Raw genomic sequence first — 13,093 nt, 5'->3', positions numbered from 1 at the left:
AAAACTTATCCTTTATTAAAAAAAATCTTTAATAATTCTTGCGGTAAACAATCTCGCTCCTTCATCTGTCATATGTCCACATGAAGAAAAGTATTTGTTTTCAATAACTGTATTTTCGTAATTATGAATTTCTGGATATGCCTTTTTTACTTTGTCAAAATAATTCATCCCAACAACATTCTCGCACATTGGCGTCATAACAGCAATAAAATTGATGCCATTCTTTTTGCATATGTCTTTAATCTCTTCGTAGTATTTATTGTGTGGCAATGGATTTAAATTGACAATATTATTTTTCATATTGCCATTTTTATGTTTTTCTAAAGGATAGTACCCTAAATTATCTAAGGCATTGGTTTTTTCTTTTGAAACTATTTTATAAATCTCTCGAAAACCAATTTTAGAATCAAATTTCAAATATCTGTAAAAAGGAATATAGTACAATTCATTAAAATTTTCTTCTGTTGAAAAATGATCTTTTATAACTTTTGAGCAATGAATATAAGGTAGAAACTTTGTTGCAACACCTTCAGATTCTTGATCGTTGGAAAGATTCAAATCTGCTTCTAGAATAATATTTTTTATTTCATATTTTCTTTCAATCATCAATTTCAACATTAATGAAGCTTCAAACAAATGCCCGCCACTCATTCCATAATTGAATGTTTTTAGACCTTTGTCTTCAAACATTTGCGACACAAAATGATTATTAGCTCTTGAAGAACCCAAAATCACGACATCGTATTTTTTTGCTGTAGAGTTAAAAACGGTTTCAATTTTGCCACGGTTTCTTGACTGCATAAAAACATAAGTATACAATCCGTCTAAAATAACAGCTATCGAGACTGTTAGTAGAAAAATTCCTAATATGTATAATAAAAACTTCTTCATTAAAACTGGAAATAAATAAATTCTTTGTAATCTGAGTATGTTCCAAAAGCGATAATTGCCATAATAGCTAAAGTCATTTTAAGCATACTCCTTTTCCCCGAAATTGGCTCAACTTTGTTTTTATTATTCCATTCAACCAGAACGAACAAACCGATCATTAGTAATAATTCATAATTATATCGTTCATTATCTAAATACTGAGCACTAAACTCTCCATTAGTAAATATTTTCTTTAGATATAAAACGGCGTCAGTGATTGTTTTTGCTCTGAAAAATACCCAAGCTACACAAGTCAATAAAAAAGTGGTTAAAATGCTAAATAGGATTCTAACAGAATCAAAGTTCCATTTTAAAGTAATAGAATCCATATTATTTCTATTACTATTGGACAATAATAAAGGAAGGAAATAAAGAGCATTTATAAATCCCCAAACAATGTATGTCCAGTTGGCACCATGCCAAAATCCGCTAACAATAAAAATGATAAATGTATTTCTAATTTTCATCCAAAGGCCACCTTTGCTTCCTCCTAACGGAATATACAAATAATCTCGAAACCAAGAAGAAAGCGAAATATGCCAACGGCGCCAAAACTCTGCAATATCTCTTGAAAAATAAGGGTAATTGAAATTCCTCAATAACTCTAAACCAAATAATTTAGAAACTCCCAGTGCTATGTCTGAATATCCAGAAAAATCTCCATAGATCTGAAAAGCAAAATAAACTGCTCCTAAAATCAATGAAAAAGAATTCATTGACGGATAATGATCAAAAATGGCGTTTGCATAAACGGCACAAGTATCGGCAATAACTACTTTTTTGACTAATCCCCAAACAATTTGACAAACTCCTTCTTTTGCTTTTTCAAAATTAAACTCGCGCTTTTCTTTTAACTCAGGCAATAAATGCGTTGCTCTTTCTATTGGTCCTGCTACCAAAAGAGGAAAATAACTCACGAAAAGCGAATAGTCTACAAAATTATATTCTGCTTTAATTCTTTTATAGTAAATATCAATTACATAAGATAATCCATGGAAAGTGTAGAAAGAAATTCCAACAGGTAAAATTACATTCAGTAGCATTGGACTTACCTTAAAGCCTAAAGAAGTAAACATTTCTGCAAATGAAGCCGCAAAGAAGTTATAGTATTTAAAAATTCCTAAAAATCCTAAATTCACTAAAATACTAAGCCAAAACCAAAATTTCCGTCCCTTTTCTGAGTTGCTTTTCTCAATTTGAATTCCAGTGAAATAATCTAAAAATGTAGAAAAAACCAGCAGGAATAGAAATCTCCAATCCCAGCAAGAATAAAAATAATAACTGGCAACAATCAACAAAGCGTTTTGTGCGCTTTTCGTTTTATTGAAAACGAACCAATATAAGAAAAATACTATTGGCAAAAATATGGCAAAAGCCAAAGAGTTAAAAAACATAACTTAAAATGATTTTATAATAAATTAGTCAGCAATTAATTCTATTGCTTCCCATATTCTATTTGAGGCTTTTTTAGGGGAGTTCTGGTTTATAATTTCAAACCATTGTTGAGCATGTTCAATTGTTTCATTGTTGCCTTCTAGTCCCAATCTAATTTTATCTGCAATTTCATCAACAGAATTCAGCCAAATAACTGCTTTTTTACTTGGCATCGAACGAAAATGCATATAGTTATAAATTTTTGAAACCGACCATTTTTCATTAACCCTATTCGATACATCATAATTTATGTAAGCGCATGGTTTTTTAAAACACGCATAATCAAAAACCATTGACGAACCGAGATTAACCACCATCTCTGTATGAAAAATTGTGCTTGCATGTAATTTAACATCTTCTTTCGTTGGCAAGATAGTGTTCCATTGTTCACCTATTTTTTCCCAAATGGGACTAATTGGAACTATTAGATCTTTATTTCTGGCCAAAACCTCATCAAATCTGTTTGAAAAATCTACAGGACAGCGTCTGAATATTAATCCAAGTGATTTATTATCTTGTTCATTTATCTTTCTTACTGCATCTGCTACATCAGATAGGTATTGCGGATCATCTGGACAAGTTGTGATATCATCTCCAGAATAGCAGATATATTTTTTATTTAGATCTAAATTATAATCATTGAAAAACTGGGCTTTATCAATAAGATTTTTTTCGTCAAAATGACTTTCAAATTGAGGTGTTCCTACAACAAAAATCTGTTTTTCCTTTATATCTGGATAGTATTTTAAAAGTTCCGATTTCATGTGTTCGCTCCACACAAAATAGTAATCAGTTTCTACTACCATTGTTGCTTTAGGCAAATTATCCCAAGAAAAGATAAATGTTCCTGTTGGAATTTTGAGTTCTTTTGCAGCTAATAATGGAGCAATAGCCAATACTGGCCTTTGATTTGTACAGAAAACAAAATTTGGTCGTTCTCTTTCGAGTGTCTGCAGACATTGTTTATAGAAATCCGTTTTCTTTTCTATACTTTTTATCTTTGATTTAACTTTCATTAACCCTTTGTCTGAGTTGTACAATGAAATCAAAAACCTGGCAAAATAACTTTTAAAAGCACCCTTTACATTTTTGTATGCAAAAGGAAATCGATATGTATCATAAACTTTATCGTTCTCTCTTCTTATATTGAGATTTAGCTCTATATGTTTTCTAGCGTTTTTATAACTATCAGTTAAAGGGCGTGATTTAGCATTATTTATTTTAATCTCCTTAAAACCTAAACTATGTAAATCAAATGGAGTATTATTCCAGTATGTGATATCAAATTTCTTTTCTAATCCTATTTTATAAAAATTAGAGAAAGCAAAATTTCGGAGTCCAACTCCATCTGGAAGAAGAATAAAAATCTTTTTAGTAGGCATTAATTGTGTCTAAATTGTTTTTTGGGGGTAAATGAGCGGCCAAATATCCGATTTTTGCTCACAACTAAAAAATAATTCTGCATTATTTCTTTTTTGTAAAACAATCGTTTACTTTTTGATTCATAAGATTTTAAAAAAGAAAGTTTGTTTGGCATTTCTTATTCGCAATGCATAACATTTTTGAAGAATTAAAATAAAATGCCTCTCTTCAAGATCAGTTTTTTCGCTACAAACTCTTCCGTCATTTCCATTGATTCTTTAGTTGCTCCAGCAATATGCGGTGTTATTACTACATTATAGCTTTGCCTAGCTAAATCAACTAAAGGATTCAATTCTATTGTTTCTCCATTTAATTCGTTTTCCAAAACATCTGTTGCAATACCACTAAAATTACCATTGACGATTAATCTAGCAATTTCATTTTCATCCCAAATACCTCCTCTAGACGTATTAATTAGTAATGTCCCTTTTTTTACAAACGATAATAATTCTTTATTAATAAATTTTTCGTTTTCTACAGAAAATGGAATATGTATCGTAATAATGTCTGCCCATTTGAACAACTCTTCAGGACCATTAAATCTCAAAAATTGACTCTCAACATTTTTAACATCAAAAAAACCAATTTCCATTCCAAAGGCTTTTGCAAAATGAGCTACTTGAGCACCAACTCTTCCTAGACCTAAAATGCCAATTTTTTTTTCTTTCAGATTTGTATTAATAAACAAATTTCTATTCCATCCTCCATTTTTAACATGATCAAAGGAAGTCGGAACTTTTTTTAATAGCGCGAGCAACAGTGCCCAAGTATGTTCTGCTGTTGATGGTATGCTTTTTAAAAAATCTACTTCACCTTTAAGAGAAATCACTTCACCTCCTAGACTTTTAAAGTAATCAACATCAATATGATCCAATCCAGTTGTTGCAGTCAGTATAAATTTTAAGTTAGTAGCTTTGTCTAAAATTTCTTTATCAATTACAAATCCCAGTCTTATAAAAATTGCATCAACACTAGAAATCTCTAATTTCAATTCCTCTCTATCTTTTACTTTTATAGACTTTACATCAAAAGCTTCGCTTAAAATTGCTAATGCTTTTGGGCTAAAATTATTAGGTTCAGTAATTAGTAATTTCTTTTTTCCAGTCTTCATATAAAAGTGTTGCTAATTTAAAATCTCTTATTGTATCAATATTAACCAACCAATCCGGATTCATCACATAAGCTATTTTTTTTTCGACCATAAAAGTTTTTTGGGTTTTAAAAGCTTTAGTTCTTACTGCATAAAAACACCCATTTCTATAATAGACTGGAGTTAAATCTTGCCTTCTCATGCTTTCTCCACTATCAATTAATGGACTCAATTCATGATTCTCCATTAAATTATACATTCTTGCAGGATGTGTATCATTCATTGGAACTACACTAATTACACCGTCAATTTCTGTTTTATCAATTAACAGATTAACAATATTATCTAAATCTGAATATGTTCTTAATGGTGAAGTTGGCTGTAATAAAACTATAATATCAAAATCTTCATTGTATTCTTTAATCACATGCTCTACAGTTTCCACAACGTTACTGTTGTCTTCAGCTAAATAAGCAGGTCTTTTCAATACATCAATATCATACTGCCTACCAATAGTGGCAATTTTCTCATCATCAGTTGATAGTACAATTTTAGACACATAGGTAGATTGAATTGCACATTCTATTGCATGAGCCACTAATGGTTTATTTCCTAATTCTTTAATATTTTTTTCCGGCACTCCTTTTGAACCTCCACGAGCCGGAATCAATGCTAGAACTTTCATATTAATACATTATTGTTTTGTGAAATTGTAAAGGAACTTCGGCCAATAGTTCTGCTATTTTGATTCCTGCTTTTCCATCGCCATAAATAGAAGACGAGACAATTTTATCATTCTTAACAATTGCTGTAATTGCTTCTTCTATTTCTTTTTGTGAGTAATCAACATCTACGCTATTTCCTCCTCGGTCTCTTCTATTCTGACGAGAACCAATATTTACAACAGGAACTCCTAAGTATGCACATTCGCGAATTCCTACACTAGAATTACCTATCAGGCAATCGCTATGCTTTAATAATTGTAAAAAATCTTTCCCTTCCATATTCTTAAAAAAATGAACATTAGGTAAATTGTGCTGTTCTCTAAAAGCTCGAATTCCTGTTGACGTTCCATCTGCTCCAGCATCTACATTTGGCCAAAACCATAATGTAGGTTTATTCAATTTATATATTGCTTCAAGCGTAGCCTCTACATGCTTTCTTGAATCTTTATATTCTGTTGTTACTGGATGTTGCATGACAACCAAATACCCATTGGATAAATTGGGTTTTGCTCCTACGCCTCCATATTTTTCGTAGGGATCAAATGGAAGTGTTTTACTATTTCTAATTTCTAAAGCTAAGTCGATAGAGGGACATCCTGTATTGAAGACCATTTTAGAATCTTCTCCCAGCTTTATAACTCTTTCTTGAGCACTTTCAGAAGCGACAAAATGATAATCTGCTAATTTTGTAATTGCATGACGCACTTTTTCATCTATATTTCCTGTCACTTCACCACCTTGAATATGCGCAAGAGGGATATTCATATAGGAAGCAGCAATCGCTGTTGCCATGGTTTCAAATCGATCAGCGACAGTTATAACAATATCTGGTTTCAGATTATCAAAAACAGTAGAAAGTTCCAAAATGCCAATTCCGGTAGTTTTTGCTGCTGCAGTAAGATTTTCTCCTTCTAGTACATTAAAAACTTTGGCCGTAATGTTAAAACCATCTTTTTCTATATAATTTACTGCAGATCCATAACGATCCAATAATGCCGAAGCAGCAACTACCAATTGCAACTCTAAATCTGCATGTTCCTGAATTGCAGACAAAACTGTTTTTATACGACTATAAGAAGGACGTGCTGTAACTACAACAGCTATTTTTCTTTTTGGCATTTTGAAATTATTATATATTTAAATAAATTGGAGTAAGGAAAATTAAGAAGCGTAAATCAATTAAAATGTCTTTTCTATGAAAGATCATTTTCTGTTAAAAAGTCCCATTGTTTTAAATCTTTATTTAAAGCTTTCCCAATCACTTTCTGGAATCTTAAAGCATCTATTCCAAAACCCTTTGGCTTTTTTGATTCTAAATCCTCAAAAGTCAAAATATGATCTTTAGGCAAATCTTTGTTTATTGCTAATGATTTTTCAAAAATTTGCTTTAGCGAAGAAAAAGCTTCATTATTATTTTTATTTATAGGATTAGATAATGCGGTTTTTATATGCCTAACAGCTCCTACAAGCTCTTTGGTTTCTAAAATAGTTAATGAGGATTTTGAATCTGGCCCAAACATTTGTCTGTCAAATACCACATGAAATTCTAAAATATCAGCACCTAAAGCTGTTGCGGCAACACAAGTCTCAATTTTTGCAGAATGATCAGAAAACCCTACAGGAACATTAAAACGATTTTTTAATTCCTGAATAACGTTTAAACCATATTGTTCGGGCTGAGTCGGATATGCAGTTGTACACTGTAAAATAGAAAATTCAACATTTCTTTCTTTTAAAAATTCAACTGTTTTTTCTAATTCTTCATATGAACTCATTCCTGATGACAAAATCACTGGTTTTCCCGTTCGGGCGATTTTTTCTAAAATTAAGAAATTATTGACCTCTCCAGAGCCTATTTTATATTCTTCTACTCCTAGCTCTTCTAGCCAATCAACTGCCAAATTACTAAAAGGAGAGCAAATAAATTTTAAACCTACCTCATCACAATGGTTTTTAATACCCCTCCATTGGTCGAGAGAAAACCCCATTCGCTTCCAGTAGTCGAATCTTGTTTCGTCTTCTAATGAAAATTTCACGCGAAATGGTTCATATTCACTACTTTCTGATTCGGCAATATGCATTTGAAATTTTACCGCATCTACACCTGTTTGAGCAAGAGCATCAATATAAGAATGCAAAATGCCAAGACTGCCTTCATGGGCTTGTCCAACTTCGGCAATAATGAATACCGAATTCGATTCATTTTTTTTATTAGTTGTTTTCAAAAGCGGATTCATAACCTTAAATTAGATTTTTCTTTGCATTGTTAATTATTGCATTCATCCCATCGTTCCAATTTTCCATCGAATATAAAGTTTCCGGAATATTGACGTAATTTGTTTCATTACCTACTAAAAATGAATTTATAGCATCACACCATTCTTCTATAAAGTTTGGATTCTCTATAAGTTTTCCGTATTTTCCATACTGTAAAACTTCCGGAACGCCTCCATTTTCAGAAGCAATACAATAACAGCCACAATGCAAAGCTTCGATTAAACTTAATCCAAAACCTTCATGCCAAAGCGTAGGAAACAAATAACAGTCTGCAATTTGATAGTACTTTGGTAAATCATTATTTGGTATTCTTCCTAAAAAAAACACCCCATCAATTTTTATATCTCGTTTTGCACCAATTACTAAAAGAATTGCATCATTCTCTTTTTTATCTACTCTTTTCCATACATCAATAATAAAATCTAATCCTTTTTTAGGACGATCCTGAGAACACCAGATAAATACTTTCTTATTTGTTATTTCTAATTGTTTCTTTAAATTTTCTTTTTCTTCAATACTTACTTTATGAAACTTCGAAGTATCGATTCCGTTATGTAATACTGAAAATTTTGTTGGCAGAATTGTATAGTATGCTTTATGCGCTTTGTATGAATCTTTGGTTAATAGAACCATTTCGTCTATACCTTCAAAAAACCATCGCCCTGAAAAATTTTCAAAATATGGAGAGAAACCATGATAAAAGAACTGCAAGTAACATTTGTCTTGTTTATTTTTTAATTTTAAAAAATCAATTAAAGGTTCTACAATTCCAAAATTATCAATTATTTGGATTATAACTTTATCCTCCTTTTCCAGAATTTTTTCTAGCGCTTTAAAATATTCTTTATACTTATTTTTTGAGAATTTGTTTTGAAACTTTTGTAGATTGGCACTAGCAACTATGCTATATTCTATTTCGGCATATAGATTTTCAGGCTCTTCACAAACAATATAATCAATGGAATGATTTTTACTAAGATAATTATGATATAAAGTTGTCCAGCTCCCAATATGAGAGTAAGGTAAAGGAATTTGAGAAATCAGAATTACTTTTGGCATGTTGTGTGATTTGAATCTTTTTATTTTTTTATTTTAAATGTAATGCTATTTAAATCATTACTAACTTCATAAAAATAAGGATGTGTGTGATAAAAAGAAATAATATGTAGTAACAGTAAATCATTAATTTCTTTTAAAGAATAGTATTTAGGAACGTTTTTGCCCAGAAATTTCTTTAGCCTATATTTTAATGAGGTTTGAAAAGGATCTTTTACAAAATGAATATTTAAAATTCCATTTTTAAAATTTGGCAATTCACAAAATAGAAAATGCGTTACAACTTCCTTTTTATTAAACATTAGTTTCTCTTGTCCGTAATTTTTTAAATTTTCAAAATCATTTTCTAAAAAACCTGCTCCCCAATTTAAATTATTAATCTTTATTTCTTTGCTTCTAGTATTGGCAAGTAATTTTTGTTGATTCATTTTCACAACATCTGTCAGTTGCAAGTCTGTTGTAAGCACTTTTTTTTCTGATTTCCTATAACTAGCATGCCATTGATGAAGCATTAAAATTTCTTCTGAATAAAAAATGCTTTCAGTTTGATTTTTTTCTAACCGATTGTGCACATCAATATCTTCGGCTCCCCAAAAATGTAAAAATTCATCATAACCTGTAATCTCTTTCAAGCTATTAAGATAGAATAATGATAATCCTTGCGCTCCAATTTCTGTACTAAAATCAATTAAATAATTCTCAAATTTCTTATTCGCTTTAGATTCTTTTTCATTAAGAAAACCAACTTTAAAATAATAAGCCTTGAACGGATTTTTTAATTCATGAAGTCTAGAAACAAAATTTGGACTAAAAATCATATCGACATCCGCTGTAAAAATATATTCTGTAGTAGTCTTTTTAAGTCCAATATTAATTGCTTTAGCTCTCGACCAAGGCTGAAATCCTGAATAATTGTAGAGATATTTTGCAAATTTATAATTGGAAATCAAATCTTTAATAATAGATGCACAGGATAAATTTGAGCCATAATCAACCAAAAGCACTTCAAAATCAGAATTTGTTTGTTCTTTCAACGAATCTAAAGAACGTTTCACTCGCTCAGATTCTCTATCTCTATATGGATAAATTATTGTTATCATAAATTACACCCTCAAATTATTGTCAATATATTGCAAAATTTCTAAGCTTTCATTTTTAAATTTTCTTGCAAAAAATGCACAATTATCTCCATATTCGTTATTAACAATATCATTTTCAAAAATTGTAAGATGTTCCTTCGAAATAAAAGCTGGTCCTGGAGCAACGGCCCAATCAACATACGTTAAGTTTCCTTTCAAATTTTTAATATTTGAATTCCCAATAATAGTTGGTATTAGAATTTCTTCGCTACAAAACGAATTTTTAAAAAATCTCTCATATTTTGGGTTAGCTTCTAAAAAATCAAAAATATACTGAACTGTCGAATGTGCTAAAATCCACCAAGTCGGGCCAAAAAAAATCCTCTCGAATGGGTATTTCTTTTTAGGAAAATAAAAACTAATTTTTTTCTCCATACGCAATAATATTTTAATCCAAATTGGCTTGTTGGGCTTCCTACGATAAAACAGATCAAAATAGAAATTGGTTATCCATTTTTTTTTAAATTCTGCAGGAAATCCTTCTTTTATGCTTATAAATTCTCCTCCTTGATTTAATAATGAATACAAAAAATCATTCTTTCTTATAGGGTAATCACTTCCGCTAATTAAGGAATAATAGTCAAAATTTCCTTTAATCGCTTCTGCCATTAAATTAAGAATTGCTTTTTGATGCGACCAACCTGCCCACCAAACTTTATGTCTTTTAATAAACTTAATATTTTCAAATTCATCTAAATTTGTTGGCATTAAAGATTTTTTATCAATATGAATAAAAAAATAAATATTGGTATCATTTAAAGCTAATATCAATTTCTTTAGATGTTCATAATCATGATAGGCTGTTATGAGGTAAGCTACTTTAATTTTATTTTGCATATTCACTTTAAATCAAATAGTTACTAGCTTCCTCCTTTGAAAGTCCTTTCCATATTAAAAAGTACTTCATTATTTTTTTGTTTAAAATAATTTTTCCAAAAAATTTAGTTTTTATTATGAAAAGCCACTTAGAACTATCTTGTACCGATTTAATAATAAAATCAACTTCTGATTTATTTTGTTCTATTTTTGACACTTCGTCACGCATCCAATCTTCAACAACATTTCCCATATGATAAGCGTAATTATCTTCTGTAGATAAACGCCAAAAACCTTTTTTGACCACTGGAATATCTAAAATTTCACTTTCGCTACCTCCTCCCATTTTATAATTAGAGTATTTTACTCCAAGACTACTAAAAATCTCACCTCTGTATGTTCCTACAAAATGTCCAGCTCCAATAACCGCTTTTTCATTCTTATTTGATATTGTAAAATAATTTTCTAAATGAGCTTTATTGTAAAAATCTGGATTTCCGACACTAACAGCAAATTTTTTTAAAGCCAAAGGATTTTTAACTTTTGAAAAAGAGAGCTTTTTAGAAAAAAAACTATCCCAAAATATATTAGAAGTATAAGTACTTAATGAGCGAGATGACGGTGTAGGACAAACGACTCCTACTTTAGGAAAATTTTCAAAAATAGAATAGGAAGCTTTTTGCCAGTCATCCAGAAATAACACATCTGAATCTGTGATTGTTATCAATGGAAACTTATGCCCAACTATACCTTTTAAAATAGCATTTAGCTTCCCTATATTGGTTGTTTCCAATACTTCATGAATCTTATTCTCCAAATACAATTCATGTAAATAATTTGTCACTTCCTGACAACTTCCATTATTTACTACAGTTATGAATGTTTTTTTATGACTTGTACAAAACAATGAATTCAAGCATAGCTTAAGAATTGTGAAGCTATCTTTAAAATATCCCTCTTGATTTGGAATATAAACAGGAATAACAACCTGATGAAAACTATCAGATTGTTGCATTTCCTTATCTTTATGAGGGTTAAAGCCTAATCTCATTGCATTATAGTTTTATAAATTTCAATAACTTTTAATTTGTTCTCAAAATAATTCAATCTTTCGCTTGCTATTCTTTGTTTTTTTAATGATGCTTTCTTGGGTAAATCTAAAATTGCTTTTAGAATATTGTCTTCAATCTCAATATATTTTTCTGTGTTTTATAAATGGAACGAAAGAGAGGAATATAAAAATCCTGATCTTTTTTCATTTTTCCTTGAAAGTATAAAAGAAAATCAATCTTATAAATTTAACAAAACCGCTGATGGAAAAGTTTTTTAGATATAGCCATGAAATTTTAAAAAAAAATGGAATTCGTTTTTTATCATTTATATAGCACTTTGAGATTTCCCAAAACAATTCCTTTTGCTGCATTTCTGAAAAAAAGCTTCTCTTACTTGACAAAAGATAATAGTAAAAATCAAATTTGGACTTATTTTTTTTCTTTGAATAAAAGGAGCTTCCAGATATGCTTACGGAAGAAACTCTAATTTTAATTACTGCTTCGTTTATTGTGAAAACTGTACCAAAATCTGAAAATTCTAAAACCCCTAAAACATCAGAATACCATCCTAATGGAAAATCAACAAATCCAATTTTTAGGACTTTTTGCTTCAAAAAAATATATTCACTTAAAGAACTTCTGATCTTTCTAAACAAAAAATCTAAAGATTTCTCTTTTTCTGGGTGATAATAAATTTCTGAATTAACTTTACTTTTCTCATTAAGAACTTGAGTTGCATATCTAACTACTTTAATTTCCTTACTTTTTATTTCAGGTAATTTTTTATAAAATTGCTCAACTGTATTTTCTCCCAAAACATCATCATCTCCTAAAATCATGATCCATTCTTCTTCTCCAGTTAAGGCAATGCAACGATCCCATTGTTTAGTAAGTGAACTTCCTCCAAGATTAGTCTCAAAACGATGGTAGACGAAATTAAACTTATCTTTATACTTTTCTAATAAAGCAATAGGTCTTTCTGGACTAGCATCATCGCCAATATACACTTTGAATCTTTGATCTGTCTGATTTTTCAAAGATTCTAATGTCTGCTCAAAAAATATTAATTTATAATATGGGATAATTATGGCAAGCATTTATTGAAATAAAGATTTTAAAAATTTAATATGAAATTTAAAAGAATTTATAATG

Annotated in this window: 12 protein-coding genes; all 12 read right to left on the bottom strand. The window is 29.9% G+C overall.

The window, feature by feature from the left end:
• Positions 1 to 15: 15 nt before the first annotated feature.
• A complete protein-coding gene (locus BSF41_RS09925) occupies positions 16 to 891 on the bottom strand; it encodes a hypothetical protein (RefSeq protein ID WP_095929354.1) in 876 nt (291 codons plus the stop codon).
• Positions 891 to 2,324, bottom strand: coding sequence for an MBOAT family protein (locus BSF41_RS09920; RefSeq protein ID WP_095929353.1), 1,434 nt, complete (start codon positions 2,322 to 2,324; stop codon positions 891 to 893). The genes BSF41_RS09925 and BSF41_RS09920 overlap by 1 nt, the downstream gene beginning before the upstream one ends.
• A 24-nt stretch (positions 2,325 to 2,348) precedes the next feature.
• Entirely contained in the window at positions 2,349 to 3,746 is a 1,398-nt protein-coding gene (locus tag BSF41_RS09915; protein ID WP_095929352.1) for a UDP-glycosyltransferase, read from the bottom strand.
• Positions 3,747 to 3,934: 188 nt separating this feature from the next.
• Positions 3,935 to 4,897, bottom strand: a complete 963-nt coding sequence (locus BSF41_RS09910; protein ID WP_095929351.1) for a D-isomer specific 2-hydroxyacid dehydrogenase family protein — start codon at positions 4,895 to 4,897, stop codon at positions 3,935 to 3,937.
• Positions 4,863 to 5,561 carry a cytidylyltransferase domain-containing protein gene (locus tag BSF41_RS09905; protein WP_095929350.1) on the bottom strand — a complete coding sequence of 233 codons (699 nt, stop codon included), beginning with the start codon at positions 5,559 to 5,561 and terminating at the stop codon, positions 4,863 to 4,865. Before BSF41_RS09905 ends, BSF41_RS09910 begins: the two co-directional genes overlap by 35 nt.
• A gap of 1 nt (position 5,562) precedes the next feature.
• Positions 5,563 to 6,720 (bottom strand): UDP-N-acetylglucosamine 2-epimerase, encoded by a 1,158-nt coding sequence (gene neuC, locus BSF41_RS09900; RefSeq protein WP_095929349.1) that lies wholly within the window; start codon positions 6,718 to 6,720, stop codon positions 5,563 to 5,565.
• A 74-nt stretch (positions 6,721 to 6,794) separates the two neighbouring features.
• A complete protein-coding gene (locus BSF41_RS09895; protein ID WP_095929348.1) occupies positions 6,795 to 7,838 on the bottom strand; it encodes an N-acetylneuraminate synthase family protein in 1,044 nt (347 codons plus the stop codon).
• Between the two features lie 4 nt (positions 7,839 to 7,842).
• Entirely contained in the window at positions 7,843 to 8,937 is a 1,095-nt protein-coding gene (locus tag BSF41_RS09890; RefSeq protein ID WP_095929347.1) for a glycosyltransferase family 4 protein, read from the bottom strand.
• Positions 8,938 to 8,957: 20 nt separating this feature from the next.
• The gene (locus BSF41_RS09885) at positions 8,958 to 10,034 is read right to left on the bottom strand and encodes a glycosyltransferase family 2 protein (protein ID WP_095929346.1); all 1,077 of its coding nucleotides are present in this window, start codon (positions 10,032 to 10,034) and stop codon (positions 8,958 to 8,960) included.
• A 3-nt stretch (positions 10,035 to 10,037) separates the two neighbouring features.
• The gene (locus BSF41_RS09880) at positions 10,038 to 10,910 is read right to left on the bottom strand and encodes a beta-1,6-N-acetylglucosaminyltransferase (protein WP_095929345.1); all 873 of its coding nucleotides are present in this window, start codon (positions 10,908 to 10,910) and stop codon (positions 10,038 to 10,040) included.
• A 7-nt stretch (positions 10,911 to 10,917) separates the two neighbouring features.
• Positions 10,918 to 11,940 (bottom strand): glycosyltransferase family A protein, encoded by a 1,023-nt coding sequence (locus tag BSF41_RS09875; protein WP_095929344.1) that lies wholly within the window; start codon positions 11,938 to 11,940, stop codon positions 10,918 to 10,920.
• A gap of 204 nt (positions 11,941 to 12,144) precedes the next feature.
• The gene (locus tag BSF41_RS09870; RefSeq protein ID WP_095929343.1) at positions 12,145 to 13,038 is read right to left on the bottom strand and encodes a glycosyltransferase family 2 protein; all 894 of its coding nucleotides are present in this window, start codon (positions 13,036 to 13,038) and stop codon (positions 12,145 to 12,147) included.
• Positions 13,039 to 13,093: the final 55 nt, after the last annotated feature.

Source organism: Flavobacterium sp. ACN2 (genome assembly GCF_002303885.1).
Classification (GTDB): Bacteria; Bacteroidota; Bacteroidia; order Flavobacteriales; family Flavobacteriaceae; genus Flavobacterium.
Note: the sequence above shows the minus strand (reverse complement) of the source record. Positions and strands in the feature narration are given on the sequence as shown.